Raw genomic sequence first — 26,794 nt, 5'->3', positions numbered from 1 at the left:
TGAAGGGTTCCGTTACAAAAAGTGAAGGCGGGAGTTTAGCACACGAAAAAGCTGCGGGCGACGCGCGCCGCCCGCAAGCAGGGTTAGCGTGGGATCGCGGTTCCCCATGTACGCCACTCTTTCGGCTCTTCATCCAGCAGCAGGAAGTGCTTGTTGGAGGTCGCCTGTGGCGCCAGCGGCACCGTCGGCGGGGTGGCAAACTGAATACCACCGCGGATAAACTGCTGGAAAGTGCCGGTTTTCACCACGCCACCAATCAGGCCAAACTCGAGGTTGTAGCCGGAAGCCAGCCAGAACACCGAGTTATTACGCACCAGATGCTGATATTTTTTGCTGATACGCAGCGTGACCTGCACGCGGTCCGCCATACTGCCCAGCGAGGTGCCGGTCACGGTGCCGACTTCAATACCGCGGAACAGCACCGGTGTGCCGACGGTCAGCGATCCTCCTTCCGGGGTATCGACCACCACGCTCAGGCCATCAAGGTAGCGCGAATCGGTAATGGTAGATTCCTGCAACTCGAAGCGGCGTCCGGCGCGGCCTTGACCCGGGTCAACATTGATATACGGCTGCAACAGGCTTTCCAGATGATTGACGCCGGTGGCGGAGATTTCCGGTGATACCACCGAGAAACGGCTGTCTGCGCGGGCAAAATCGTTAACATATTCCGGATACAGCACTGCTTTAGCAATCACCTGGTTTTTATCGGCGCTTAGCGCCAGGGATTCAACCTGGCCGACATTAATGCCGAGATAACGAATTGGCATCCCTGCTGACAGTTTGCTGGCGTCAAAAGTATGCAGTGCAATCTGGCTGCCGACCGCACGCGCGGCGGTTTCGGAGGCGTAGAGCACGCGCTTCTGATCGCGGCTGATACCGGCGCTGGCGCCACTCAGGTTATCAAAGCTGATTGCCCCTTTTAAGGCCCGATTTAGCGGCGATGCCTGTACCGTCAGTCCGCTGCCATTCAGCTGCACCCGCGCGCCGCCTTCCGCCCAGAACACGCTATTTTCGCTGAGCAGCTTGCGGTATTCCGGCTTGATATGCACCGCAACATCAAATTCATTGGCTTTGGGGATCACATCGACAATCTCGCCGACCTGGAATTTGCGGTACAGCACCACTGAACCGGCCTGAATATCCGGCAGGCTGTTGGCGGTCAGCATGATGGTCGTCGGTGGTCGATCGCTGGTAATGCCTTCCTCGGCTTTTTCGCTATCGGCGTACAACGGATAGCTGGTTTTCACTGCGCCTTTGTTGCCCGGCTCCAGTCGAATGCCGCCATCCACCCATTCGCGGGCGCTGGCGCCCAGCACCTGCATGCCGTCGATACCGAGCTTCACATTCAGGCGGCTGTTGATAATAAATTTGCTGTCGCCATGCACCAGCTGCCGATATTCCGGTGCGATAGCCACTTCAAAGTTAACCCCTTTAGTGTCCAGCTTGCGGCCGATAACCTGGCCAATTTTCATGCCATGCAGCACCACAGGCTGGCCGCCATCAATACCGTAGCTCTCCGGCGCGCTTAGTTTTACCGTCAGTACATCCGGCTGCTGTAACAGCGACTGATTGCTTTCCAGCACCTGGAAGTGGTCCTGCGGCTCCCCCTCACCCGGAATCAGCTCCAGCGTGTTGCCAGTCAGCAGGCTGCTGAGGCTGGTGTCGGTCAGGCTGACCTTCGGACTGCGCATTTCAATCCGCGTGCCCTGACGCATCAGGCCGACGACGGAAGGATCGACTGTCAGCTCACCGCTGACTTTACCACCCGGTTGCAGGGTCATGGCGGTCAGGGTGCCGACTTCCAGCCCCTGATACATCAGCGGCGTGGTGCCTTGCTTCAGGTTTTTGCCATTCGGTAAATCCAGCGCAATCACCACACCGCGCTGGCTGTGCGCCAGGTCGGGGTAGAGCGTGTAGTTATCTTCGGACGCCGCCTGTTCGGAGCCGCCGGGAGAGTCAAAAGCGATGGCGCCATTGACCAGCGCTGCCAGGCTTTCCAGCTGCACTTTGGCGCCGCTAAGACCCACATCGGCTTTCATTCCGGAGACGTTCCAGAAACGGCTCTGTTTTTTCACCAGATTGGTAAAGCGGCGCTCAATCAGCACATCGACCGTCACACCCTGGTTATTCGGGTTAATACTGTAGTCATAAACGCGACCCACCGGAATTTTGCGGTAATAGACCAGCGAACCGGTATTCAGCGCGCCGAGATCCGGGGTTTGCAGATGGATCAGCATCTCGCCGGTATTAACGCGGTATTTTGGCTGGGTATCCAGCGCGGCGAAGTTCTCACGCGGTTCGCCTTTACCTGGCATCATGCCGATATAGTTACCGCCGACCAGCGCATCCAGGCCGGAGACGCCAGCCAGTGACGCTTTTGGCGTGACCAGCCAGAACTGCGTATCCTGGCGCAGCGCATCTTTCATATCGCTTTTGATGCTGGCCTTGATCTTAATGGTGCGCAGATCGTCAGTCATACTGATGCCCTGCACCAGACCCACCTCGACTCCCTGATAGCGAATCGGCGTTCTGCCCGGCACAATGCCGTCCGCCGAAACGAAATCAATGGTGATGGTGGTACCACGCTCCTGATAGTTAGTCCAGAGCAGCCAGCAGGCAATAAGCAGCGCGATTAATGGCAGAAGCCAGAAGGGCGATATGCGGCGCTTAGTCCTGACCTGGGCTTTAGTCGGTATAATCGGCGTTTCCTGTTGCATGAGCATCCCAAAGTAAACGGCTATCCAGCCACTCAACGGCAAGGATAGTAAGAACAACCGCCGAGCCAAAATAGAAGGCTGCCGGTCCCATAGTAAAAGCTAACAGTTGATCGCGATTAACCAGTGACATGGTTAACGCAATCACAAACAGATCGAGCATTGACCAGCGCCCGACCCAGGTGACGACACGTAATAAGCGGATGCGGGTCTTCAGACCTTGCTGACACTTAAAATGAATGCTGAGCAGCAAGGTCAGCAGCACAATCACTTTGGTAAAAGGCACCAGAATACTGGCGATAAATACCACCGCCGCCACCGGAATATTGCCGGCAGCCAGCGAAAGAATACCGGAAAAGATTGTGTCTTCCTGACGTGAACCATTGAGATAAATAATCGATATCGGCAGCAGATTGGCGGGCAGCAGCAGCACAATCGAGGCAATCAGCGCCGCCCAGGATTTCTGCAGGCTGTGGCGGCGACGTAAACGCAGCGGCGTATGGCAGCGCGGACAGCGGCCGCGTTCATCGGCGGAACCGGTATGATGGCAGTTAAGGCAGACCTGTAAAGCGGGATCGGCGACCAGCGCCTGCGGTTGTGGATAGAAGCGTTGCCACAGCTGCTCGACATTCAGGTGAATCAGCGTCACCAGACTGAGCAGGGTTAACGCCAGATAGGCCACCAGTCCTGCGCCCAGTTGCAAATCGGCATAATCCTGCACCTTAATGCAGGCGACTGCGATCCCCACCAGATAGATATCCAGCATCACCCACTCTTTCAGGCGATCCAGCATCAGCAGCACCGGACGCAGATTCATGCCAAGGCGCTGACCAAAAAACAGATAAATAATTGAGACAACCAGCGTCACCGGCGCGCCAATGGTGCAGAACGCCACCATCGACGCGCTGATGACATTGCCCTGTTCCGCCATTTGCAGGATGCCACCGGCCAGACTGGCGCTGATATTGGTGCCCAGCAGACGGATATCCACCAGCGACTGGCCAAAGGCAAACGGCATCAGCAGGATCATCGTGATGGCCATCGCCGTTAAGCGGGTCATTGACCAGTCACGACCGTTAAGAATTTTTGCATTACAGCGCGGACAGTGTGCCGTCTGAGAGGATTTCACATCTGGTAAGGAAAAAAGGGTATCGCATTGCGGACAACGCTGATAACGTTCTTGGGGCAGAGCATGGCTGATGGCGAGTATTTTCATATTATTATGATGATGCGTTGCCCATGTAATGCAAATAATAAGCAGAAAAGGTTATCAATCACGGCCCGTTTTATGGCGTGGCAATAATAAATTGTTCTGCAAACAGGTCCACAAGATCCTAAGGTTATCTGAACTAACAGCATGATTCATCTTGTTGGCCTGGGCAAATAATGCTTATTTTACGAGTGATGCGCTAAAATGGTGTCGCTCAATAGTTTTTACAATGGTTAATAAATGAACAAACAAGAGTTTTATGCGGACCTGAACCGTGATTTGCGCGCCTTAATTGCCGGTGAAAGCAGTTTTCTTGCTGTCATGGGCAATTGTAGCGCGCTTTTGTATGAACGTCTTGATGGCGTTAACTGGGCAGGGTTTTATTTGCTCACGGAAGAGAACACGCTGGTACTGGGCCCTTTTCAGGGCAAAATCGCCTGCGTGCGCATTCCTGTCGGGAAGGGCGTATGTGGCACGGCCGTCGCGGATAATCAGGTACAGCGTGTTGACGATGTGCATGCATTTCCGGGGCATATCGCCTGCGATGCCGCCAGTAATGCTGAAATTGTGCTGCCGCTGGTGGTAAATGGCGAAGTTATCGGCGTGCTTGATATCGACAGCACGGTTTATAACCGTTTCGATAGCATCGACGAAATTGGCCTGAAAACCCTTACTGACGGGCTGTGCGAGGTCCTTGCGGACACTGATGTGGAAAAATTTATTCACATGAAACGCACCTAAAGCGCTGGATCACGTAGCAATTGCCGACTGGCTCATTATAATGTCGCCTGTTCATGCCTGCGCTGGTTGGCAAACCCGTTGTAATCAGGAAATTTCATGGAAAATCAACCTAAGTTGAATAGCAGTAAAGAAGTCATCGCCTTTTTGGCAGAGCGGTTCCCACAATGCTTTAGCGCCGAAGGCGAAGCACGCCCGCTCAAAATCGGTATCTTTCAGGATTTAGTCGATCGCGTGCAAGGCGAAATGGGTCTGAGCAAAACTCAGCTTCGTTCAGCATTGCGCCTGTACACCTCCAGCTGGCGTTACCTTTACGGTATCAAAGCTGGCGCAGCACGTGTCGATTTGGATGGTAATGCCTGTGGTGTTCTTGATGAACAGCACGTAGAGCATGCGCGTAAACAGCTTGAAGAAGCGAAAGCGCGTGTTCAGGCACAGCGCGAGGCGCAGCAGGCGAAAAGACGTGAAGCCGGTGAAGAGGCCGCACCACGTCGTCCGCGTAAACCTGCGCCACGTAAACCCGCAGCAGAAGGGGAGCAGCCACGTAAGGCGCGCCCGAAGGCGCCACGCCCTGCTCAGGAGCGTGCAGCATCTGCACCAGCAGCTGAAAGCCAACCGCGCACTCAACCCGTTACCGATACCTCAGCACTGCAAGTCGGCCAGAACATTAAAGTCAAAGCAGGTCAAAGTGCTATGGACGCCACTATTTTGGAAATTTCCAAAGATGGCGTTCGTGTGCAACTGGTTTCCGGCCTGGCAATGATCGTACGCGCAGAACATTTGCAGTTCTGAAACGGAGGCCAACCAGGGCATGAACAACATTTTTAGAACGACTATTATTGCGGGCCTGCTTTTTGCAGGCCATGCATTCGCCGCCGAGAACATTACGCGCGCCGATCAGATTCCACAGCTCCATCAGGAACCGCAACACGCCACCGTCAGTGAGCGTGTGACGTCACGGTTCACCCGTTCTCATTATCGTCAGTTCGATCTGGATAAAGACTTTTCCGGCAAAATTTTTGACCGCTATCTGAATATGCTGGACTACAGCCATAACGTGCTGCTGGCCTCAGATGTGACGCAATATGCCGATAAGAAAACCATCCTTGGTGAAGAATTTAAATCCGGCCAGTTGCCGGTGTTTTACGATTTATACAATCTGGCGCAGAAGCGCCGGTTTGAGCGCTATCAGTACGCTCTGACGGTACTGAACCGCCCAATGAACTTTAGCGGTAACGACACTATCGATCTCGATCGTGGCAAAGCGCCATGGCCGAAAAGCGTTGCCGAGCTCAATGCGTTATGGGATGCCAAAGTCAAATATGACGAGCTGAGTCTGAAGCTCACGGGCAAAGATGAGAAAGAGATCCGCGAGATCCTGACCAAACGCTATCAGTTTGCGATTCGCCGTCTGGCGCAGAGCAACAGTGAAGATGTCTTCCAGCTGGCGATGAATGCTTTCGCCCATGAGATTGATCCACACACCAACTATCTCTCGCCGCGCAATACCGAACAGTTTAATACTGAAATGAGCCTGTCTCTGGAAGGTATCGGTGCCGTGTTGCAGATGGATGACGACTATACCGTGATCAATTCGATGGTGGCCGGTGGCCCGGCGGCGAAAAGCAAATCGATTACTGTTGGTGACCGCATTGTCGGTGTTGGCCAGCCCAATAAGCCTATGGTGGATGTGATTGGCTGGCGTCTTGACGACGTGGTCGCGCAGATTAAAGGTCCGAAAGGCAGCAAAGTACGCCTGGAGATCTTACCGGCTGGCAAGGGTACGAAAACCCGCATTATCACCCTGACGCGTGAGAAGATCCGTCTGGAAGATCGCGCGGTGAAAATGTCGGTGAAAGAGGTTGGCAAAGAGAAAGTGGGCGTGCTCGACATTCCCGGTTTCTACGTTGGCCTGACCGATGATGTGAAAGCGCAACTGCAAAAACTGCAGAAGCAGAATGTTAACAGCATTGTTATTGACCTGCGTACCAACGGCGGCGGCGCGCTGACTGAAGCGGTATCGCTTTCCGGCCTGTTTATTCCGAGTGGCCCGGTGGTACAGGTGCGTGATAACAACGGCAAAGTGCGTCAGGACAGCGACAACGACGGCATTGTTTACTACAAAGGTCCGTTAGTGGTGCTGGTCGATCGCTTCAGTGCTTCAGCTTCCGAGATCTTTGCGGCGGCGATGCAGGACTATGGTCGTGCGCTGGTGGTGGGTGAGCCTACCTTCGGTAAAGGCACCGTTCAGCAGTATCGTTCGCTGAACCGCATCTACGACCAGATGCTGCGTCCGGAGTGGCCAGCGCTCGGCTCCGTGCAGTACACCATCCAGAAGTTCTATCGCATTAACGGCGGCAGCACGCAGCGTAAAGGTGTAACGCCGGACTTGCTGATGCCAACCGGTGTGGAAGCGGTGGAAACCGGCGAGAAGTTTGAAGATAACGCCCTGCCGTGGGATAGCATCAATGCGGCCACTTATGTGAAGACCGGCGATATCAAACCGCTGGAACCGCAGCTGCTGAAAGCGCATCAGGCGCGTATCGACAACGATCCTGAGTTCCAGTACATCATCAAAGACATCGCGCGTTTTAACGCGATGAAAGAGAAGCGCAACAACGTGTCGCTCAATCTCGCTCAGCGCGAGAAAGAGAACCACGAAGAAGATGCGCTTCGTCTTGAGCGGGTCAACGCGCGTCTGAAACTGGAAGGTAAAAAGCCGCTGGCGAAGATCGAAGATCTGCCGAAAGACTATAAAGAGCCGGATCCTTATCTCGATGAGACGGTGAAGGTCGCCAACGATTTGGCGAAGCTCGAAAGCGGGCAGCCGGCAGCCAATAGCGCCGTCAGCAAGTAAGTAAAAAGGCACTGCCCAGGCAGTGCCTTTTTCTTGGGGCGGTACTCTCCGCCAGCCGGGCTGAATCCACTTTGCTTATCCCGCCGCGCGCTAAATGCGACAAAATGTAAAGTTATGTCTTTTTAGGCACTTAAACGTTAAGGTCGCTTGAAATGCTGCTGGTTACCCATACGATGTATATCCGAATACCGGTACTTATGTTAACTGAGGAAGATTAAATTCTATGATGCGTATTGCTCTTTTCCTGCTAACCAACCTTGGCGTAATGTTGGTTTTCGGGCTGATTCTCAGCCTGACAGGGATCCAGTCAAGCAGTGTTCAGGGCCTGATGATTATGGCAGGCCTGTTTGGCTTCGGCGGTGCGTTTGTTTCACTGCTGATGTCGAAATGGATGGCGCTGCGCTCGGTGGGTGGAGAAGTGATTGAACAGCCGCGCAATGAGACGGAGCGCTGGCTGATGGAAACTGTGGGCCGTCAGGCTCAGCAGGCGGGCATTGCGATGCCGCAGGTTGCTATCTACCACGCACCGGACATTAACGCCTTTGCCACTGGCGCACGTCGTGACGCCTCGCTGGTTGCGGTTTCCACCGGCCTGTTGCAGAACATGAGCCGCGATGAAGCCGAAGCGGTGCTGGCGCATGAAGTCAGCCATATCGCCAGCGGCGATATGGTGACCATGACGCTGATTCAGGGTGTCGTGAACACCTTCGTTATCTTTATCTCGCGTATTATCGCGCAGGTGGCTTCAGGTTTCCTGTCAGGCAACCGTGATGGCGAAGGCGAGAGCAACGGTAACCCGATGGTTTACTTTGCTCTGTCGATGGTGCTGGAGCTGGTGTTTGGTATTCTTGCCAGCATCATCACCATGTGGTTCTCGCGTCACCGCGAATTCCACGCGGATGCTGGCGCTGCACGGCTGGTGGGTCGTGAGAAGATGATTGCCGCATTGCAGCGTCTGAAGACCAGCTACGAGCCGCAGGAAGCCAGCAGCATGATGGCATTCTGCATCAATGGCAAAAACAAATCGTTCAGCGAGATGTTTATGTCGCATCCGCCGCTGGATAAACGTATTGAAGCACTGCGTAGCGGTGAATATCTGAAGTAATCGCCGGGGGCGATTACTGTTGTAGGGGAGCCGTTTTCGGCTCCCTTTTTTATCGGCTCCCTTTTTTATTGGCGCCGGGCTGGGTCATACGCGTCATACTGACTACCGCGGCCACGCTGGAGAAGCAACCAGCCATAATCAGCGCAGCATGAGTACCGTGGCTGCCGAACAGATTAAACATCAGCGCCACCAGCGCTGCGCCGCTGGTTTGCCCCAGCAGGCGCGCAGTCCCCAGCATACCGCTGGCGCCACCACTGCGATTGCGTGGCGCGGAGGAGATGATGGTGTGATTGTTAGGTGACTGGAACAGGCCAAAACCGGCGCCGCACAACATCATGCGCCAGATAATATCGACGTCGCCCGGCGACGACGGCAGCAACGCCAGCGCAAACAGTCCGGCGGCAAACATCGCCAGTCCGATACCGCCTAACAACCCGGCGTGATAGCGTTCAATCAGCCTGCCGGCAATCGGCGCCATGACCATGGTCGCCAGCGGCCATGGTGTTAATAACAGTCCGGTCGCCACTTCATCACGCCCCAGCACGGTTTGTAAGTAAAACGGCAGCGAAACCATCGCCAGCATCTGCGCGCAGAATGAGCAAACCGAGGTGCAGATCGACAGCGAGAAAATCGGAATGCGCAGCAGATCGACCGGCAATAACGGAAAGGTTAACCGCAGCTGACGGCGAATAAACAGATAACCCACCAGCAGCAGCGCCGCCACTTCCGCCAGAATAATTTCCCAGCGCTGACCCTGCGCCGCGCCACTCAGCGCCGATATCAGCAGGCCAAAGGTCAGGGCGTTCATTATCGCGCTGAGGATGTCGAAACGTTGTCCCTGGGCTTTCTGCTGGTTATCTGGCAGGAAACGCAGTGCCAGGCAGAACGCTGCAATGGCAACCGGCACGTTAATAAAGAATAACCACTGCCACGAAGCCACCGACAGCACCGCGGCAGCCACCGTCGGACCCGCCGCGGTGGAGACGGCGACAATCAATGAGTTGATCCCCATACCGCGTCCCAGATGGCGTTGCGGATAGATAATCCGTATCAGCGCAGTGTTAACGCTCATCAGCGCCGCGCCGCCAAAGCCCTGCAATACTCGGGCAAAGGTCAGCATCTCCAGCGAACCGGAAAGGGCGCAAAACAGCGAAGTGCAACCGAACAGCACTAAACCACACTGATAAACCCGGCGATAGCCAAGGATATCGCCAAGAAACGAGAGCGACAGCAGCGAAATAATAATCGCCAGCTGGTAGGCATTTACAATCCAGATCGATTGCGCCGGACTGGCATGCAGGTCGCGGGCAATGGTCGGCAGCGCGACATTGGCAATTGCGCCATCCAGTACCGCCACGGTGATCCCTAAGGCAATAGCAAGGATTGCCCCGTAGCGTTGCGGAAGCGGTAAGCCATCGGTTTGAGCGGTTGGTGACATAGCAGGCGAGTAATCATAAGTGTGAATATGACCATGCTAATGATTGTTGCGCATTAATGCACTGAATTTAGCCGCTTAATTCTGTGCAAATGTATCAGCAAAAAGTGGTCTGCCGGATTGCGATAATAGTGCTGGCGCACGTATACTGGAAATGGTGTTCCATTTTTTGTAAAACAATTTCAGAAAGGTTGTGATTTATGGCCAATGCAGATCTTGATAAACAGCCCGACTCTGTCTCTTCGGTGCTAAAAGTGTTTGGTATTTTGCAGGCGCTGGGCGAAGATCGCGAGCACGGCATTACCGAATTGTCGCAGCGTGTAATGATGTCCAAAAGTACCGTTTACCGTTTTCTGCAGACCATGAAATCCCTGGGCTACGTTTCCCAGGAAGGTGAGTCAGAAAAATATGCGCTGACGTTGAAATTGTTTGAGCTGGGCGCCAAGGCCCTGCAGAACGTTGATCTGATCCGCAGCGCGGATATTCAGATGCGCGAACTGTCGCGCCTGACTAAAGAGACCATTCACCTTGGCGCGCTGGAAGAAGAGAGCATCGTCTATATCCATAAGATCGATTCGATGTACAACCTGCGTATGTACTCGCGCATTGGCCGCCGCAATCCACTGCACAGTACTGCCATCGGCAAAGTGCTGCTGGCGTGGCGCGAGCCGACGGAAGTGCAGGAGATCCTGCAGCATGTTGAGTTTACACGCAGCACATCGCGTACCGTCGGCAGCGCCGAAGAGCTGTTGCCAGTGCTGGATAAGGTTAAAGCGCAGGGTTTTGGTGAGGACAATGAAGAGCAGGAAGAGGGCTTACGTTGTATTGCCGTACCGGTGTTTGACCGTTTTGGCGTAGTGATTGCCGGACTCAGTATTTCGTTTCCAACCATTCGCTTCTCGGAAGAGAGTAAAGGCGACTACGTTGCTATGCTGCACCGTGCGGCGCGTGAACTGTCATCGCAAATGGGGTTCCACGACTATCCGTTCTGATACCCTTTAAACGGGGGGTGGGATTTTATGCCCGCCACCCGCTGATTTTTGTGTCGCTTAGTTATCGACCACTTCACTGCTTTTCTTCAGAATCGGACAATCCGTTACGCCAACAATGCCACTGTCGGTGTGCAGATACTGCGCCGAAACCACGCCGCGTGCGGTCAGATACTGACACTGTAAACCCAGTCCGGCAGCATTTTTGCTGCTGCCCGTCAGTACGCCATAGCCAGTCAGTAACATTCCAAGCCAGATAATCGCCAGTACGGCAACAATACGTATCACAATTTTCATTTTTGTCTCCTTGTAAGACGACTTCCCCGGTGTGACGTCGTGTCTGAGGATAGCAGAATGCCGATTAGCAAGCTTGTCGTCGATCAGACGATGCCGAAAGGGGCGCTGTTAAGGGATCAATTTGTGTGAGCTATCTATCAATTCACGCCTGAGCAGGTAAAATTGGCAGGTTGCGTCGCGCACTTTGCTGCGACCACTGATAGTAGCGCAAGACTGAGGCATGTATGAATGAGATGGCAAATGGCGCAATGGGTTTAGCGTCAATGGGATTTATTGCTGCGCTGGTGATCGTTGGCCTGATCGCATGGTTTTTTGTCAATCGCGCCAGCGTGCGCGCCAGTGAGCAGATTCGTCTGCTTGAAGCGCTGCTGGACGAACAGAAAAAGCAAAATGCGATGCTGCGTCGTCTGACCGACGCGGTCAGCGGTGGCGAGAAGAGCAAGGCGGCGGCTGAAAATGAAGATGACAAAGATTTTACCCGTCTGATCCCCGAGCGCTAAACCTGGCAGCGGGCAATAAAGGAGATTCACCGATGGTCTGGAAAAACCCCTGGTATGACCCTGCGAAAGCCCACCACACGCCAGAAGGCTTCCGCAACCCGGAAGCCGATTTACGCCAGCAGGGTGATTTAAGACGCTGGCAGAAGGAGCGTAAAGCGCAGGGATTGCCGTTTCCGCCAGCAGGTGGCTATCAGGCGTTTATTGCGCAATGGTGGCAGCCTGCCGATCTCTCCGGCAGTGAGGATGCTATCTGGTGGCTGGGTCATGCCTGTCTGATGCTGCGCATCAATCAGCGCTATACGTTAATCGATCCGGCGCTGTCACAACGTGCGTCGCCGCTGCGTTTTTATGGCCCGGCGCGTAAGACGCCAGCACCTCTGGATATCAATGCTTTACCCGCGCTGGATACAGTGCTGATCTCACATAACCACTATGACCATCTTGATCGCCCGACTATCAGGAAGATTCTCCGTCGTTTCCCGGCGGTGCAGTTTGTGGTGCCGCTTGGCCTGAAGCCGTGGTTCGAAAAGCAGGGCGCCAGACATGTGATTCAGCTTGACTGGTGGGAAGCCGCATCGCTGACGGATATGAAAATCCATGCGGTGCCTGCCCGCCACTGGAGCATGCGTTCGTTAAAAGATCGTAACCGTTCACTTTGGTGTGGCTGGACAATTAGTGCGGGAAATCTGAGTTTTTGGTTTACCGGCGACAGCGGTTATACAGAAAATTTGCTGGATATTCCGCGACGGCTGGGGCCGTTTAATGTAGCCGCGTTGCCGGTGGGCGCCTATGCACCAAAATGGTTCATGCACGGACAACACATGGACCCACAACAGGCGGTTTCTTTGCATCGCGATTTGGGCTGTCCGCTGTCGATTCCGATCCACTGGGGGGTGTTTGAACTGGCGGATGAGTCGCTGGACGCGCCGCCAGCGGAACTGGCGCAATCAATGCAGGCGGCCGGGCTTGAAGCGCGGCGTTTTCAGGCGTGGAGAATAGGCGCCAGAAAGTTAATTAATAATATCGACCAGGAATAATCCTAAAGGAAAAGATAAAAACTGATACGGTTCGCAAAGAATATTTTTTTATAACGATAAGTTCAAATGGATCGAATAAAAACGTAATCTGATGCCCCTGCATTTAATTGGGGCAAGGGCCAATATAGTCTCCTGATTTTGGTGCAATTTAATGATTAATGTGTACCACCCCGCATTTAGTGTACAAGTTAGCACCACAACCATTTAACAATAGTTGTATTGCGCTCAGTCAAAAAAATGACCTTTCTTTTGCAATATTTATGCAATAATTATGCTGATTAGTAATGAGTTAGCCTGACGTCGGGTTAGACGTAGCCTGTTCTTTAGGTTAAAGTAATCCTGATGTTAGAGGGATGCTGAATGGGCCTGTGCTGCCATAGTTGTATGTAACCGTTAGCCGAAAGTCTGCATATATGTGCAAAGTGTGCCATTAGTCGTTTCAATAATGTGCGACACGTCTATCACTGTTTAAAAATGGCTTGCCATTAATTAACGGATATGTGATAACGCTTTCTGGGCAAAACGAGGTACAGTTCTGTTTATGTGTGGCATTTTCAGTAAAGAAGTTCTGAGTAAAAACGTTGACGTTGAATACCGCTTCCTTGCCGAACCTTAAATTAGTGCCTCATTCAGTAATGTCTCTGGTTTCTCAGTAAGTAAGCCTCCGGGCGAATAAAACACTCTAAGGAATTTGCAAAATGGCAAAGATTAAAGGTCAGGTTAAGTGGTTCAACGAGTCTAAAGGTTTTGGTTTCATTACTCCTGCTGATGGCAGCAAAGATGTGTTCGTACACTTCTCTGCAATTCAGGGCAATGGCTTCAAGACTCTGGCTGAAGGCCAGAACGTTGAGTTCGAAATTCAGGACGGCCAGAAAGGCCCAGCTGCAGTTAACGTAACTGCAATCTGATTTTGATCTCAGCCACAGCGTTATGTCGCGATACATAACGCCGCTGAATCTGAATAGTTAAAGCCCCGTCACGCTGTGACGGGGCTTTTTCTTTGTTCGCGGCGGCGGCGTAAGACAAAATTGTTGATGGATTCCTGACGCGTCACGCGCATGAAAGGTGTAAACTGCCGCCCTGAATTTTTGCCGGAGAGCCTGCATGCCGTACCTTTGTCCACTTTGTCAGCAGCCGCTGGCCCTTATCGAGCGCAGCTGGCGCTGCAACAATCAGCATCAGTTTGATTGCGCCAAAGAGGGTTACGTCAATCTGCTGCCGGTACAGCATAAACGCTCTAAACAGCCGGGTGACAGCGCTGAGATGATGCAGGCGCGCCGTCAGTTTCTTGATGCCGGACATTATCAGCCACTGCAACAGCGGGTGGCTGAATTGCTGGATAACGTGCTGCCGCAGCAGCGCATCCGGCTGCTGGATATCGGGTGTGGCGAGGGCTACTATACTGAGGCCGTTAATCAGCGCCTGTCGCGGCGCGCGGAGACGCAAGTGCACGGTCTCGACGTAGCGAAGGTGGCTATCCGCTATGCCGCTAAACGCTACCCGCAAATTGCATTCTGCGTGGCATCCAGCCATCGTTTGCCATTCGCCGATGCGTCGATGGATGCGGTGTTGCGTATCTACGCTCCGTGCAAAGCCGCTGAGCTGGCGCGCGTAATCCGCCAGGGTGGCTATCTGCTCACCGTCGCGCCGGGGCCACGCCATTTACTGCAATTTAAGGCGCTGATTTATCAGCAGGCAAAACTGCATGATGAGAGCGAAGAGCAGCCGGAAGGTTTTACGCGGGTGGAGCAGAGCAGCCTCGGTTATCCGATGACCTTAAATGGCGAGCAGGCGGCCGCGCTGTTGCAGATGACGCCATTCGCCTGGCGGGCGCGTGACGAGGTATGGCAGCAACTGGCGGCAGAGACGGCTTTTGTCTGTGAAACCGATTTTGTGCTGACATTATGGCAGCGGGATTAAGCCAGGCTGGAATAGAGAATATTGCAGCCGATGCCGATCAGCACTACACCGCCGAGGATTTCCGCGCGTTTACCGAGCATCGGGCCAATAAAGCGGCCAACCATAATCCCGGTGGTTGACATCACTAAGGTCGCGGCGCCAATCATCAGCGCGGTCTGAATAATATTCACCTGCAGGAAAGCCAGACTGACGCCAATCGCCATGGCATCAAGGCTGGTGGCGACGGCGGTCATTACCAGCAACCAGAATCCATGACGATAAACCGGTGCGCAATCGAGTTTCGCGCCGCGCAATCCTTCCAGCACCATACGGCCGCCGAGAAACGCCAGCAGCACAAAGGCGATCCAGTGATCCCAGCGCACCACATACTGACTGGCCAGCTGACCTAAGCCCCAGCCGATTAGTGGGGTAATGGCTTCGATAACGCCAAAGATTAATCCGGTGCGCAGGGCTTCAGAAAAGCGTGGTTTATGCAGGGCAGCGCCTTTCCCGACAGACGCGGCAAAAGCGTCCATCGACATACCTAAGGCCAGAATCAGCGTTGCGGAAATGTTCATCGAAGTCGTAAACCTCGGCCGGGAGATTTATTAAATTTCTCGCCACCCCAACCTGAATGACGCAGGCTACATTATCACAACAGGAAAGTAAGACAAAATTAAATACGTTATTTCTGGCCTTGGATGATAACGCTTTTCATTAATTATGTGATTTTTAACAACCGGAAAATATTAAGCATAATGTTATTATGGTTTTGTTGGAAAATAATATCCTGACAATAAGTGGATGTATAGAGTCTGTGTTTAATATACCCTGTGCTATATTTTATCTTATTGATTTTCAATCATAAATTTATAGATTCGTTCCAGATCGTCTAATTCTTTTACATGGATAAGTAACTGGCGGTGCTCTAATTGCATCACCAGAACCCCATCTTCAGATAAGTTCATGCCCTTGATGCGCGAATAATCAATCCAGACGTTAGCGAAGAAAAAGCCCTGTGGTTTGAAGATCAATTTGGGGCGGCGGATCCAGAAGGTATAGAGGGCAATAAAAGCCAGTGCCATTAAAAGCAGTGTGGTGATTTTCGGCCCTGGAGCGGTGACATTGTGGTAAATCAGAATGGCAATCAGGCCGATAAAGATCAGGCTATCCAGTTTGTTACGGCGTTGCAGCAGTACTTTTAGCCGGGTTTCCCCGCGCCGACGTTCCATCAGGAATTCATCGTAGATTGCATATAGCAGGAACAGGGCGAGAAGGGCGAGGATCAGATAATCGGTTAAAGACATACTACAGCTCCCTGAAAGTCGTTTCGTCAGCGCTCAGGATAAACGCTGAAGAGGCGACTCTGAAGTAAAACCGGGAGCCTGCGCTCCCGGTCTGACAAATTACAGTCCGAGTAAACCAATCCAGTAGCCGAAGATACCAATGGCGAAGAAGCCCATAATAATCCACAGCGCATTCACTTTGCGGCGCAGCAGCCACATACAGCCAAAGGTCAGTAGCAGCGGCACCAGTCCCGGCATCAGCTGGTCAAGTATGGTCTGCACCGTGGTGACGTGGGTCGCCCCGGTCTGGTCGGTGATGCGCGACACCACCAGCGGAATATTGACGTGCGTCCACTTGTTAACCAGTGCCCCCATGACAAACAGGCCGAGGATGGACGCTCCTTCCGTCAGTTTCTGCAGGAAGCCGCCGCCCATATCGCTAACGATATCGATGCCTTTTTTATAGCCATATGCCACGCCATAGTAACGGGTCAGCAGACGAATCAGATTAAACAGCACAAAGAACAGTATCGGACCGAGCAGGCTGCCGCTCATCGCGATACCGGCGCCGAGTGCCGCAAATACCGGACGCGCCGTACCCCAGAAGATGGGGTCACCGACACCGGCCAGCGGGCCCATCAGACCGACTTTGATACCGTTAATCGCGGCATCATCGATCGGCGCGCCGTTCGCACGCTGCTCTTCCATCGCCATCGTCACACCCAGAACCGGTGCGGCGACAAAAGGCTGAGTATTAAAGAACTCAAGGTGACGTTTAATCGCCGCTTTGCGATCGTCGTTATTTTCCGGATACAGGCGACGGATCACTGGCACCATGGAAAAACAGAAACCCAGCGCCTGCATACGTTCAAAGTTCCACGAACCCTGGAACAGGTTTGAGCGCAGGAACACCCCGCGAATGTCGGCCGGCGTCAGTTTCTTTTGCGTGGTCGCACTGGCGGCAGTGGTCGTCGTAGTGGTAGTGGTATCAACCATTTCTCTCACCTTTTCCTTAGTCTAATTCGTTGTCGAGATCGTTATTGGACGGGCCGGCCTGCGCGCCCGCTACGCGGTTATATTTCGGACTCAGCTGGATATAGAGCACCGCCATCACCACGCCAATCACGCCAAGCGCAACCAGGTTAAAGTTCGTAAATGCTGCGGTAACGAAGCCAAGGTAGAAAAATGGCATCAGATAACCGGCACGCATCATATTGATGACCATCGCGTAACCGACCACCACAATCATGCCGCCAGCGATATTCAGACCATTGGTAACCACTTCCGGAATCGAGCTGAGCAGATTGTGCACTGCGCTGGTACCGACGGAAACCGCGACAATCACTGCCGGGATAGCGATACGCATCGCCTGCAGAATTAACGCCGAAACGTGAATCCAGCTGATGGCGCTTAAATTGCCTTTCTCGGCGGCCTTATCGGCAGCGTGCTGGAAGGCGACGGTAAGGGTACGCACAATAATGGTCAGCACCTGACCGGCGGCGGCCAGCGGGATAGCCAGCGCAATACCGGCGCCAACGCTCTGTCCACCGGCAATGACCAGGATGGTGGAGATAATGGAGGCGAGGGCGGCGTCTGGCGCCACGGCGGCGCCGATATTCATCCAGCCCAGCGCGATCATCTCCAGCGTACCACCGATGATAATCCCGGTTTTCATATCTCCCAGCACAAAACCGATTAACGTACAGGCCACCAGCGGACGGTGAAACTGAAACTCATCAAGAATCGATCCCATACCTGCAATACAGGCCACTATAAATATCAGTACAATTTGAAGAGTGGTAATCTCCATTGCACAACTCCTTCTGACATTTGCAATCTGAGTTAAACCTGACGCATCAGGCAATGAATGAGTTTATGTCCTGCGGACATAGCAACTTATTGATTTACTTTGGCTATCAGGTCCATCATTTTCAGCTTCTGGTCGGATGACACTTTTCTGACTTCGAGTTCAATACCGCGCTCATTGAGTTTTTTAAAAGCTGCAATATCTTTTTCATCAACGGAAACGGCATTATTGACCTGGGTTTTCCCCTGACGGAATGCCATGCCACCGATATTTACGGATTTAATATTGACCCCTTCAGCCACAACACGCTCGACATCGGTCGGGTTGGTGAATAACAGCATCACCTTATCCTGACTATATTTCGGATTGTTATAGACACGAATCATTTTGGCGACATCGACCACATGTGCGGTCACGCCGGGTGGGGCCACCTGGGTGAGTAATGTTTTACGTACGTTGTCAGCAGCGACCTCATCACTGACAACAATAATACGATTAACATTGGTTTCCTTGGTCCAGCGGGTGGCTACCTGGCCATGGATCAGACGGTCATCAATACGCGCCAGACCAATCTTCATATGGTCGTCCGGCCCCATCGGTTTCAACGGCGCCGCCGCTGCCGCTGGTTTTGTCGCAGTAACAGTTGCCGCTTCCGGCTCCTTCGCCTTCAGCGCTTTCACCCCTTCACGACCGGTTTCCACCGCCACCGACACCAGTTCGTCAAATGACGGGTTATCGTCGCGTGCCATTAGCGTTTCGACCAGCATCGGAATATTAACGCCAGCAATCACTTCATAGTTTTGTTTATCAACCACAATACGGCTGGCGGCGTTAAATGGGCTTCCACCCCAGGTATCAACGAGGAAGAGCACGCCCTCACCGGTATCCAGTTCCGTCAGGCGCGCATTGTATTTCTCTATTAAGGTTTCAGCGTTCTCGCCGGGAACGAAATCGATCCATCCGACGTTTTGCTGCTCACCTAATAGCATTTCGGCGGTCTTAAGAAGCTGCTCCGCTGCCCAGCCATGCGTGCCGATTACAATAGCAATACTCACTTGCTACCTCCTTTTACAATATTGAGCGTGTCAGGCGAGTGCACTGATGCGCCAACGAGGTCATTTCAGCTAAACTCAACTCAAATGAACTTACCCAAATTAAACGCTGCGCGGGTCCGATAAGATTTCGTGCAGTGTCAGGATCTAAAGCTGTCATGCCGCGAATTATTTTAGTCTGTGAAAAAATAAATTATGTGACGACGCTCAGTAATTGAGACCTATAACCTGCTGATTTACCTTTCTGCTCACGAAAACCGCATCAGATACTCACGACCAGAGTTAACTGTAAGAAAATATTTTGACGACAATGTTTCTGCTGGTAGAGTAATAGTTCCTTTTTTGTTACCGGAGTAACGGGCCTCAGCCCCCCTATGGACTGTCACCGAAGTAGTTTATCCATGCCACCGGGTCATCCGGCTTGTTTACTGACGCCGTTCGGCGTATCACGCACTATTGCCTGTCGTTATCCTTGTCGCGCGTCCGCTAACACGGTCGTGGCGTTGTCCTGTTCCTTTTTCCGGAGTCTGTAATGGAATTTCTTCTGGACCCCTCAATTTGGGCCGGTCTGCTGACGCTTATCGTTCTTGAGATCGTATTGGGTATCGATAACCTGGTGTTTATCGCCATCCTCGCCGATAAACTGCCGCCAAAGCAGCGTGACAAAGCGCGCCTGATTGGTTTATCGCTGGCGTTATTAATGCGTCTGGGACTGCTGTCATTGATTTCCTGGATGGTGACGCTGACGCGACCACTGTTCAGCGTAGCTGATTTCAGTTTCTCTGGTCGCGACCTGATTTTGCTGTTTGGCGGGGTGTTTTTGCTGTTTAAGGCGACCATGGAGTTGCATGAACGGCTGGAAAATCGCCAGCTTGAAACCGATGGCAATCGTGCCTACGCCAGTTTCTGGGCGGTAGTGATCCAGATTGTGGTGCTGGATGCCGTGTTCTCACTTGATGCGGTAATCACTGCCGTCGGGATGGTGAACGATCTGGCGATTATGATGACCGCGGTAGTGATTGCCATGGGCGTCATGTTGCTGGCGTCAAAACCGCTGACCAACTTTGTTAACGCCCATCCGACGGTGGTGGTGCTCTGTCTGAGCTTCCTGTTAATGATCGGTCTGAGTCTGGTGGCTGAAGGTTTTGGCTTCCATATTCCGAAAGGTTACCTGTATGCGGCGATTGGCTTCTCGATTCTGATCGAGCTGTTTAACCAGATTGCCCGGCGCAACTTTATTCGCCATCAGTCCCATCGTCCGATGCGTGAACGTACCGCAGAAGCGATCTTACGTCTGATGGGGGGACGCCGCGGCTCGCAGCAGACCAGCAGTGAACACAGCAGTGAAGTGGCGTCGGTGATGCCGCAGGAAGCCTTTAAAGATGAAGAGCGCTTTATGATTAATGGCGTACTGACGCTGGCATCGCGTTCGGTGCGCAGCATCATGACGCCGCGTGGCGAGATCTCGTGGGTCGATGCTGAACGCCCACTGGATGAAGTGCGCATCCAGCTGCTGGATACGCCGCACAGCCTGTTCCCGGTTTGTCGCGGTGAGCTGGATGAGATTATCGGCGTGGTGCGCGCCAAAGAGCTGCTGGTGGCGCTGGATCATGGCATCGATGTGGCGACTTTCGCCGCAGCGACACCGCCGATTATTGTGCCTGATACGCTGGACCCGATTAATCTGCTGGGGGTATTGCGCCGCGCCAAGGGCAGCTTTGTGGTGGTCACCAGCGAGTTTGGGGTGGTGCAGGGGCTGATTACCCCGCTGGATGTGCTGGAAGCGATTGCCGGTGAATTCCCTGATGAAGATGAAACCCCGGATATTATTGCCGATGGTGATGGCTGGCTGGTTAAAGGCGGCACCGATCTGCACTCGCTGCAGCAACTGCTTGATACCCAGCAGCTGGTCAAAGCCGAGGATGACCATGCTTCACTGGCCGGATTGCTGATTGCGCAGAAAGGGCAGTTGCCGGTACCAGGTGAAGTGATTGAGCTGTTGCCACTGCGCTTCCAGATTATTGAAGCGACAGATTACCGCGTTGATCTGGTGCGTGTGACCAAAGAGCGTAATCAGATGGATGAAGAAGAGGCCTGATTTATTGCGGGCAATGACAAGGGCGGCAGCGATATGCCGCCCTTTTTTATGCATTCATTCCCGGCTGATGGGCATTCAGCCATGCCGGGAAATCGGCGATTGGCATCGGACGGGCGTAGAAGTAGCCTTGCAAAGTATCGACGCCGCGTTCACGCAGATAAGCCGCCTGTTCGGCGGTCTCCACGCCTTCCGCCACCAGCGCGATATTCAGGCGCTGGGCGAGAGAGATCACCATATCCGTCACCGTTGCATTTATCGCATCGGTGCCAATGGCGGCGGTAAAGATCTTATCGATTTTCAGCACATCAGGACTGAGGGTTTTCAGATAGGCCAGTGAACTGTGGCCGGTACCGAAATCATCAATCGCCAGTTTTACGCCAATCTTATGCAGATGGGATACCACTCGCTGATCCACTACCGGCAGGGCATCCCGTTCGGTTAACTCCACTACCAGTTGCGGTCGCGGATTGGCGGGCCACCACAGGCGTTGCAGATCGTCGATAATCGCCCGATCGCGGAAGTGGCTGGCGGCAACGTTAATCGCAATATGGAAAGTCGGACAGTCCGGCAGTACCGGCAGGTGCCTGACCACTTCATTAAGTACGAAACGCGTCAGCGGTGCGACCAGATTCTGCCGCTCGGCCATCGGAATAAACACATCCGGTGGGATCCAGCCCTGACGCGGGTTGTGCCAGCGCAGCAGCAACTCAATGCCGTCACAGGCGCCGGTACGGCCATTAATCAGCGGCTGACAGTAGACCATAAACTCCTGCGCCGATAAGCCGTAGCTAATCTGCCAGGCAATACTCATGCGGTTTGCGGTGGCCAGCCAGACGATATACCCCATCAGCAGGCTCAGCAACAGCGCCAGCGGCAGCTGAGAAGGGACGGTCATCAGCGCCAGGCGGGCAGGTGCTGGGCCAAACAGAGTAATCGAGAACGGATAGCGCAGCGATGACTCTTCATAGCTGACTTCATCTTCCGAAGGCAGCGCGTGTTCAATCATCGGATTGCCATATTCGAGGCTTTTGCCGCCGACATTAAAGATGGCGCGTTCAACCCATGGCAGGGTTGGCTCCAGCAGATAATTGCTCATCAGTTCGATATTGATGACCTGCAGGATCCCGGCGCGGTTATCCAGTGATTTGGGCGTCCACAGTACTAATATTGGCGAGCCTTTTAACAGATAATCATCGGTTGTCAGCAGCATACGCTGATTATTGACCGCCAGTTCCGGCCATTTGTCACTAAAAACAATGGCGCGCTCGCCATAAATGCTTGAGCAGTAGACCAGATCATTATCGACCAGCAACACTGCGCGTACGGTCTGCAGGGTGGAGACTTTTTCCACCAGCGGATAGCGCACATCGCGACACTCTAAACCAACCAGCGCCAGCGTATTGTTGGCTGACACATCCAGTGGCGAAAACATGCGGTCAAAACGTTGTATAGCGTTGTTAGCAAAGTCATGCGACTGCTGCTCAATACGACCTTTCTCTTCGAAGAAACGAAAGGTAAGGGTAAGAATGAGCACTAACGCGGCGACGATCGAAGCGATTAACAACCGCTTGCGACGAAACTGTCCAACAATTTGCTGGGACACTTGCATCAGTAACCATCCTTAAAAAAGCGCGCAAAATGAGATTTCGAATACCAGTTATCGACAAAAAGAAGACTTAGTTTAGTACTAATAGACAAAAAGCGCCGGAATCAGGATATGAAAGCGCGGCCTCAAATCAGGCCGCGCGAAACCACTGTATCGGTTTACTCAGACGGGTGATAGTCCGCTCAGGAACTATTTTTTTGCGTGGTACTGTACGGCTGAAAAATTAATCACACTGCACTTTAATGGCCAGACCACCGCGTGACGTTTCACGATATTTGGCGTTCATATCTTTGCCGGTTTCGTACATGGTTTCGATCACTTTATCCAGGGAGACGCGCGGCTCGCTGGTGCGGCGCATCGCCATGCGCGCGGAGTTAATCGCTTTCACCGCGGCAATGGCGTTACGTTCGATACAGGGCACCTGCACCTGCCCGGCAACCGGATCGCAGGTCAGACCAAGATTATGTTCCATGCCAATCTCTGCCGCCACGCACACCTGCTCCGGGCTGGCGCCAAGGAGTTCAGCCAGACCTGCCGCCGCCATCGAACAGGCGACACCCACTTCACCCTGGCAACCGACTTCCGCACCGGAAATCGACGCATTCATCTTATACAGCACGCCAATCGCGCCGGAGGCGAGGAAATAGCGGATAAAAATATCCGGGCTGACGGGTTCGATAAAGTGATCGTAGTAGGCCAGCACCGCCGGAACAATGCCGCAGGCGCCGTTAGTCGGGGCGGTCACCACCCGGCCACCGGCGGCGTTCTCTTCATTGACTGCCAGCGCAAACATATTGATCCAGTCAATCACGTTCAGCGGATCGCTGGAGAGCTTATCGGAAGAGACCAGCAGGCGGCGCAGCGATGCAGCGCGGCGCGGCACGCGCAACGGACCGGGCAATACCCCTTCGGTGTTCAGGCCGCGATCGATACAGTCACGCATTGCCTGCCAGATATCACCAAAGTAGTTCTCGATCTCCTGATGACTGTGCAGCGCCCGTTCGTTTTTCATAATCATGCCGGAGAGCGACAGACCGGTCTGATGGCAGTGGGCCAGCATCTCTTTGGCGGAGTTAAACGGATAAGGCACGCTGACTTCAGTCAGCGTTGACTGACCAAAATGTTCTTCATCGACAATAAAACCGCCGCCGATGGAGTAGTAAGTTTTGCTGTAGATCAGCAGCTCACCGGCGAAAGCATGGATACGCATGCCGTTTTCATGCAGCGACAGATTATCGCTGCGAAACACCATGCCGCCTTCGCGCGGGAAATCGACTTCATGCTGTCCACTGGCCAGCAGCAGACGCTGACGCTGCTCAACGTCGCGAATAAATCCCGGGATGCTGTCGATGTCGACGCTGTCCGGCGTGGCGCCTGACAGCCCCATAATAATGGCGATATCGGTATGGTGGCCTTTGCCGGTCAGCGACAGCGAGCCATAGACATCCACGGCAACGCGGGTCACCGCAGCAAGCTGGCCATTTGCCACCAGATCATCGACAAACTGTTTGCCGGCTTTCATCGGACCAACCGTATGCGAACTGGAAGGGCCAATGCCGATCTTAAACATGTCGAAAACGCTAATCACGCTACAGACTCCTTAATAGAGAGACGCTCTGCTGCTGGTCTCGGGTGAGCAGAGGGTTATATCTTCATCATGCGGTAAATTAAGAGGCATATCGCATGAAAAAAACTTATCGAAAACGACAGTAAAACTATTGCCAGCCGCCAGAGCGGGGCGCATAGCATAACTGACTTTAATAGTGAGTGGAATATAAATGAAAATGGCCAGTCATGCAGTGATTTGGATCGCCAATTGGCTGGTTACCAGTGAAAAATAATGTCAGGCGCAATAATCAGGCGCCTTTGACGGTGAGGATAAGATGGCGCTAATCTGCGGCGATCTGCAGGCTTAGCTGGCGAATAATGCCTGCGGTCATGCCCCAGACAAAATAATCTTCAAACCAGGATAGCCAGACGCGATGGTGCATGCCGTGACGATGAATATCCAGTGGCGTATAGCGGCCCAGGCGCAGGGCTTCCTGTAGTGGCATCTCAAATACCGCCGCCACTTCATCTTCGCTGGCGCGATAAGTGATGGTATCGGGGATAATGCCGACTACCGGCGTAACCTGAAAGCCGGTACTGCTGGTTACCGCAGGCAGCACGCCGATCACCCTGACCAGCGCTGGCGGGATCGCCACCTCTTCTTCAGCCTCACGCAGGGCGGTAACAATCAGCGAATCATCGCTGCTGTCCATCATGCCGCCGGGAAAGGCCACCTGACCGGCATGCTTGCGCAGCGAACTGGCGCGTTTGGTCAACAGCAGTGTTGGCTGCGGACGGGCGATAATCGGCACCAGCACCGCCGCGTGGCGTGTGGGCAGGGTAACAGAGCGGCGCTCGGGCAGCTGAAGCGTAAAGCGGGCAAGGAATTGCGCCAGCGTCAGCGTATTAGCGGTCATCACTGAAATCCTGCAGGCAGGGTAAAATGCGGTTTACCTTGTCGAAAGTTTCCTGATACTCCGCCTGCTGATTGCTGTCGGCGACAATGCCGCCACCGGCGCAGCAGAACAGTTTGCCCTGTTCGGCAATCAGGGTGCGAATGGTAATGCTGGTATCCATGCGGCCACAGATGCTGAGATAGCCTATGCTGCCGCACCAGGCGTTACGGCGCTGCGGTTCCAGCTGTTCAATAATTTCCATCGCCCGTACTTTTGGCGCGCCGGTAATCGATCCCCCCGGAAAACAGGCGCGCAGCAGATCGCTGGCGGCCAGTCCCGACTTTAAACGCGCACGAATGGTGCTGACCAGATGATGCACCGCCGGGAAGGGTTCGACCACAAACAGCTCGGGCACGTTGACGGTGCCAGGCTGTGCGACACGACCAATATCATTACGCAGCAGATCGACAATCATCAGGTTTTCCGCCCGATCTTTGGCCGAGCTGGCCAGCTTCTCAGCCTGCTGCCGATCGGCTACGGCATCTTTCAGCCGCGGTAACGTGCCTTTAATCGGCCGGGTTTCAATCTCGCCCTGTTGCAGTTTCAGGAAACGCTCCGGCGACAGGCTGAGGATCGCGCTCTGCTCCAGACGCAGAAACGCGCTGAACGGCGCGCGGTTCTGCTGATTTAGCCGGGTGAAAGCCTGCCACTCGTCGCCCCGATAGCTGGCGCTAAAACGCTGGGCAAGGTTGACCTGATAACAATCGCCTGCCTGCAGATAGTGCTGTATGCTGTCGAACTTCGCACCATACTGCTCTGGCGTCATATTGGACTGCCACTGGCTGGTGAGGCTAAAACTTTCCGGCCGGGCATCAGCAGACAAGGTCATCAGCCAGTTCAGACGCGTTTCGGCTGGCTGGTGGGTCACCAGCGTTAGCGTCTGGCGCTGATGATCGGCAATCACTGCCCAGTCATACAACCCGACCGCCATATCCGGGGTTTTCAGCTCAGCCAGCGCGATTGCAGGCAACTTTTCGAAGCGTCGACCCAGATCATAACCAAACAACCCGAGTGCTCCACCCTGGAAAGGAAAGTCCGGATGCTGCGTGGCGTGCAGATTTAACTGTTCCAGCGCCTGTTGCAGCAGCGCAAGCGGATCGGCTACGGATTCGGTGACAACGTCACCTTGTTGCCAGCGTGTACGGTCACCGTGGGTTTGCAGCGTGGCGCACGGGTCGGCGACCATAATATCGAAACGATTATCGGCATGTTCGGCAAATCCGGAGCTGAGCAGCATTGCCCAGGGCAGATGGGCAGCGCGCGCAAACAGATTATGCAGGGCGTCAGGCGTATACTCTATCGGGGTATAAACAGGCGGCATGGTGTTTAGCAGGTCATCACAGCATAAAGATGCAAGCCTGGCATATTTTTCTCTTGCTGGCATCTGTTAGTTAGTCGTGAAATAATTTTCACTTACCGAGTAAGGAGTCACTATGAGCACAGGTTTACCGTCACTGTCACATGCGCAGCAGGAACAGGCAGTTGAGCGCATTCAGGATTTGATGTCAAAAGGGATGAGCAGCGGTGAGGCGATTCAGCAGGTCGCACAGGAAATCCGCGAAAGCCATACCGGTGAAATGATCACCGCGCGTTTTGAAGATGAAGACGAAGAAGAAGAAGAAGAGAACCATACGGCGCGTTACGACGACGAAGAAGACGA

23 protein-coding genes and 2 pseudogenes are annotated in these 26,794 nt (G+C 53.6%); 12 read left to right on the top strand and 13 right to left on the bottom strand.

Annotation, left to right across the window (positions count from 1 at the left end; translation table 11 throughout):
* Positions 1–83: 83 nt before the first annotated feature.
* Both J2125_RS00850 and yebS read right to left on the bottom strand, forming a co-directional pair.
* A complete protein-coding gene (locus tag J2125_RS00850) occupies positions 84–2,717 on the bottom strand; it encodes a PqiB family protein (protein ID WP_017799787.1) in 2,634 nt (877 codons plus the stop codon).
* A complete protein-coding gene (gene yebS, locus J2125_RS00845) occupies positions 2,686–3,930 on the bottom strand; it encodes a membrane integrity lipid transport subunit YebS (protein WP_026111524.1) in 1,245 nt (414 codons plus the stop codon). Before yebS ends, J2125_RS00850 begins: the two co-directional genes overlap by 32 nt.
* A gap of 234 nt (positions 3,931–4,164) precedes the next feature.
* On the opposite strand from yebS, the gene J2125_RS00840 reads away from it, so the two are divergent.
* The 4 genes from J2125_RS00840 to htpX all read left to right on the top strand — a co-directional run bounded on the left by J2125_RS00840 (position 4,165) and on the right by htpX (position 8,624).
* Positions 4,165–4,665 (top strand): GAF domain-containing protein, encoded by a 501-nt coding sequence (locus tag J2125_RS00840; protein WP_017799789.1) that lies wholly within the window; start codon positions 4,165–4,167, stop codon positions 4,663–4,665.
* A 96-nt stretch (positions 4,666–4,761) separates the two neighbouring features.
* Positions 4,762–5,454 (top strand): RNA chaperone ProQ, encoded by a 693-nt coding sequence (gene proQ / locus J2125_RS00835; protein WP_017799790.1) that lies wholly within the window; start codon positions 4,762–4,764, stop codon positions 5,452–5,454.
* Positions 5,455–5,473: 19 nt separating this feature from the next.
* Positions 5,474–7,519, top strand: coding sequence for a carboxy terminal-processing peptidase (gene prc / locus J2125_RS00830; protein ID WP_017799791.1), 2,046 nt, complete (start codon positions 5,474–5,476; stop codon positions 7,517–7,519).
* Positions 7,520–7,742: 223 nt separating this feature from the next.
* On the top strand, positions 7,743–8,624 hold the full coding sequence (gene htpX, locus J2125_RS00825) for a protease HtpX (protein WP_017799792.1): 882 nt from the start codon (positions 7,743–7,745) through the stop codon (positions 8,622–8,624).
* Positions 8,625–8,673: 49 nt separating this feature from the next.
* Here the strand turns inward: htpX and J2125_RS00820 are convergent, their stop codons facing one another.
* The gene (locus J2125_RS00820) at positions 8,674–10,062 is read right to left on the bottom strand and encodes an MFS transporter (RefSeq protein WP_017799793.1); all 1,389 of its coding nucleotides are present in this window, start codon (positions 10,060–10,062) and stop codon (positions 8,674–8,676) included.
* Positions 10,063–10,259: 197 nt separating this feature from the next.
* Between J2125_RS00820 and kdgR the strand changes: the two genes are divergently transcribed.
* Positions 10,260–11,051: a DNA-binding transcriptional regulator KdgR gene (gene kdgR, locus J2125_RS00815; protein ID WP_017799794.1), complete on the top strand. Its 792-nt coding sequence runs from the start codon at positions 10,260–10,262 to the stop codon at positions 11,049–11,051.
* 57 nt (positions 11,052–11,108) lie between these two features.
* Here kdgR and J2125_RS00810 read toward each other — a convergent pair whose 3' ends face one another.
* Positions 11,109–11,345 carry a YobH family protein gene (locus J2125_RS00810; protein WP_017799795.1) on the bottom strand — a complete coding sequence of 79 codons (237 nt, stop codon included), beginning with the start codon at positions 11,343–11,345 and terminating at the stop codon, positions 11,109–11,111.
* A gap of 224 nt (positions 11,346–11,569) precedes the next feature.
* Here J2125_RS00810 and J2125_RS00805 point away from each other — a divergent pair, with 224 nt between their 5' ends.
* From J2125_RS00805 to rlmA, 5 genes and pseudogenes are all read left to right on the top strand, one after another.
* Positions 11,570–11,845: a YebO family protein gene (locus J2125_RS00805; protein ID WP_017799796.1), complete on the top strand. Its 276-nt coding sequence runs from the start codon at positions 11,570–11,572 to the stop codon at positions 11,843–11,845.
* Between the two features lie 32 nt (positions 11,846–11,877).
* Positions 11,878–12,882: an MBL fold metallo-hydrolase gene (locus J2125_RS00800; protein ID WP_017799797.1), complete on the top strand. Its 1,005-nt coding sequence runs from the start codon at positions 11,878–11,880 to the stop codon at positions 12,880–12,882.
* Positions 12,883–13,423: 541 nt separating this feature from the next.
* A pseudogene (locus tag J2125_RS24865) lies at positions 13,424–13,568 on the top strand (DUF2627 domain-containing protein).
* Between the two features lie 12 nt (positions 13,569–13,580).
* On the top strand, positions 13,581–13,790 hold the full coding sequence (gene cspE, locus J2125_RS00790) for a transcription antiterminator/RNA stability regulator CspE (protein WP_001062678.1): 210 nt from the start codon (positions 13,581–13,583) through the stop codon (positions 13,788–13,790).
* 196 nt (positions 13,791–13,986) lie between these two features.
* Entirely contained in the window at positions 13,987–14,802 is an 816-nt protein-coding gene (gene rlmA / locus J2125_RS00785; RefSeq protein ID WP_017799798.1) for a 23S rRNA (guanine(745)-N(1))-methyltransferase, read from the top strand.
* Here rlmA and mntP read toward each other — a convergent pair.
* The 5 genes from mntP to manX form a co-directional block, all read right to left on the bottom strand.
* Positions 14,799–15,359: a manganese efflux pump MntP gene (mntP, locus tag J2125_RS00780; protein ID WP_017799799.1), complete on the bottom strand. Its 561-nt coding sequence runs from the start codon at positions 15,357–15,359 to the stop codon at positions 14,799–14,801. The two genes, rlmA and mntP, sit on opposite strands and share 4 nt — an antisense overlap.
* Positions 15,360–15,629: 270 nt before the next feature.
* The gene (locus tag J2125_RS00775) at positions 15,630–16,088 is read right to left on the bottom strand and encodes a DUF986 family protein (RefSeq protein ID WP_017799800.1); all 459 of its coding nucleotides are present in this window, start codon (positions 16,086–16,088) and stop codon (positions 15,630–15,632) included.
* 99 nt (positions 16,089–16,187) lie between these two features.
* Positions 16,188–17,063, bottom strand: coding sequence for a PTS mannose transporter subunit IID (locus tag J2125_RS00770; protein ID WP_017799801.1), 876 nt, complete (start codon positions 17,061–17,063; stop codon positions 16,188–16,190).
* Between the two features lie 16 nt (positions 17,064–17,079).
* On the bottom strand, positions 17,080–17,877 hold the full coding sequence (locus J2125_RS00765; RefSeq protein ID WP_017799802.1) for a PTS mannose/fructose/sorbose transporter subunit IIC: 798 nt from the start codon (positions 17,875–17,877) through the stop codon (positions 17,080–17,082).
* Between the two features lie 86 nt (positions 17,878–17,963).
* Positions 17,964–18,929 carry a PTS mannose transporter subunit IIAB gene (gene manX, locus J2125_RS00760; RefSeq protein WP_017799803.1) on the bottom strand — a complete coding sequence of 322 codons (966 nt, stop codon included), beginning with the start codon at positions 18,927–18,929 and terminating at the stop codon, positions 17,964–17,966.
* A gap of 529 nt (positions 18,930–19,458) precedes the next feature.
* On the opposite strand from manX, the gene J2125_RS00755 reads away from it, so the two are divergent.
* A complete protein-coding gene (locus J2125_RS00755) occupies positions 19,459–21,024 on the top strand; it encodes a TerC family protein (protein ID WP_017799804.1) in 1,566 nt (521 codons plus the stop codon).
* A gap of 46 nt (positions 21,025–21,070) precedes the next feature.
* On the opposite strand, the gene J2125_RS00750 is transcribed toward J2125_RS00755, so the two are convergent.
* The 4 genes from J2125_RS00750 to pabB all read right to left on the bottom strand — a co-directional run bounded on the left by J2125_RS00750 (position 21,071) and on the right by pabB (position 26,455).
* The gene (locus J2125_RS00750) at positions 21,071–22,633 is read right to left on the bottom strand and encodes an EAL domain-containing protein (RefSeq protein WP_017799805.1); all 1,563 of its coding nucleotides are present in this window, start codon (positions 22,631–22,633) and stop codon (positions 21,071–21,073) included.
* Between the two features lie 220 nt (positions 22,634–22,853).
* On the bottom strand, positions 22,854–24,218 hold the full coding sequence (gene sdaA, locus J2125_RS00745) for an L-serine ammonia-lyase (protein WP_026111525.1): 1,365 nt from the start codon (positions 24,216–24,218) through the stop codon (positions 22,854–22,856).
* 301 nt (positions 24,219–24,519) lie between these two features.
* Positions 24,520–25,095, bottom strand: coding sequence for a CoA pyrophosphatase (locus J2125_RS00740; RefSeq protein ID WP_017799807.1), 576 nt, complete (start codon positions 25,093–25,095; stop codon positions 24,520–24,522).
* The gene (gene pabB / locus J2125_RS00735; protein ID WP_017799808.1) at positions 25,085–26,455 is read right to left on the bottom strand and encodes an aminodeoxychorismate synthase component 1; all 1,371 of its coding nucleotides are present in this window, start codon (positions 26,453–26,455) and stop codon (positions 25,085–25,087) included. The genes J2125_RS00740 and pabB overlap by 11 nt, the downstream gene beginning before the upstream one ends.
* A gap of 112 nt (positions 26,456–26,567) precedes the next feature.
* Between pabB and J2125_RS00730 the strand changes: the two are divergent.
* Positions 26,568–26,750: pseudogene (locus J2125_RS00730) on the top strand (YoaH family protein); the annotation flags it as partial.
* Between the last annotated feature and the right edge of the window lie 44 nt (positions 26,751–26,794).

The organism is Winslowiella toletana, assembly GCF_017875465.1.
Taxonomy (GTDB): Bacteria; Pseudomonadota; Gammaproteobacteria; order Enterobacterales; family Enterobacteriaceae; genus Erwinia; species Erwinia toletana.
The sequence above is the reverse complement of the archived record's forward strand: the minus strand, read 5'-3'. Positions and strand labels throughout refer to the sequence as shown.

Coding starts and splice junctions, on each gene's coding strand:
- J2125_RS00850 (WP_017799787.1), bottom strand. CDS start 2,717: ATGCAACAGGAAACGCCGATTATACCGACTAAAGCCCAGGTCAGGACT.
- yebS (WP_026111524.1), bottom strand. CDS start 3,930: ATGAAAATACTCGCCATCAGCCATGCTCTGCCCCAAGAACGTTATCAG.
- J2125_RS00840 (WP_017799789.1), top strand. CDS start 4,165: ATGAACAAACAAGAGTTTTATGCGGACCTGAACCGTGATTTGCGCGCC.
- proQ (WP_017799790.1), top strand. CDS start 4,762: ATGGAAAATCAACCTAAGTTGAATAGCAGTAAAGAAGTCATCGCCTTT.
- prc (WP_017799791.1), top strand. CDS start 5,474: ATGAACAACATTTTTAGAACGACTATTATTGCGGGCCTGCTTTTTGCA.
- htpX (WP_017799792.1), top strand. CDS start 7,743: ATGATGCGTATTGCTCTTTTCCTGCTAACCAACCTTGGCGTAATGTTG.
- J2125_RS00820 (WP_017799793.1), bottom strand. CDS start 10,062: ATGTCACCAACCGCTCAAACCGATGGCTTACCGCTTCCGCAACGCTAC.
- kdgR (WP_017799794.1), top strand. CDS start 10,260: ATGGCCAATGCAGATCTTGATAAACAGCCCGACTCTGTCTCTTCGGTG.
- J2125_RS00810 (WP_017799795.1), bottom strand. CDS start 11,345: ATGAAAATTGTGATACGTATTGTTGCCGTACTGGCGATTATCTGGCTT.
- J2125_RS00805 (WP_017799796.1), top strand. CDS start 11,570: ATGAATGAGATGGCAAATGGCGCAATGGGTTTAGCGTCAATGGGATTT.
- J2125_RS00800 (WP_017799797.1), top strand. CDS start 11,878: ATGGTCTGGAAAAACCCCTGGTATGACCCTGCGAAAGCCCACCACACG.
- cspE (WP_001062678.1), top strand. CDS start 13,581: ATGGCAAAGATTAAAGGTCAGGTTAAGTGGTTCAACGAGTCTAAAGGT.
- rlmA (WP_017799798.1), top strand. CDS start 13,987: ATGCCGTACCTTTGTCCACTTTGTCAGCAGCCGCTGGCCCTTATCGAG.
- mntP (WP_017799799.1), bottom strand. CDS start 15,359: ATGAACATTTCCGCAACGCTGATTCTGGCCTTAGGTATGTCGATGGAC.
- J2125_RS00775 (WP_017799800.1), bottom strand. CDS start 16,088: ATGTCTTTAACCGATTATCTGATCCTCGCCCTTCTCGCCCTGTTCCTG.
- J2125_RS00770 (WP_017799801.1), bottom strand. CDS start 17,063: ATGGTTGATACCACTACCACTACGACGACCACTGCCGCCAGTGCGACC.
- J2125_RS00765 (WP_017799802.1), bottom strand. CDS start 17,877: ATGGAGATTACCACTCTTCAAATTGTACTGATATTTATAGTGGCCTGT.
- J2125_RS00755 (WP_017799804.1), top strand. CDS start 19,459: ATGGAATTTCTTCTGGACCCCTCAATTTGGGCCGGTCTGCTGACGCTT.
- J2125_RS00750 (WP_017799805.1), bottom strand. CDS start 22,633: ATGCAAGTGTCCCAGCAAATTGTTGGACAGTTTCGTCGCAAGCGGTTG.
- J2125_RS00740 (WP_017799807.1), bottom strand. CDS start 25,095: ATGACCGCTAATACGCTGACGCTGGCGCAATTCCTTGCCCGCTTTACG.
- pabB (WP_017799808.1), bottom strand. CDS start 26,455: ATGCCGCCTGTTTATACCCCGATAGAGTATACGCCTGACGCCCTGCAT.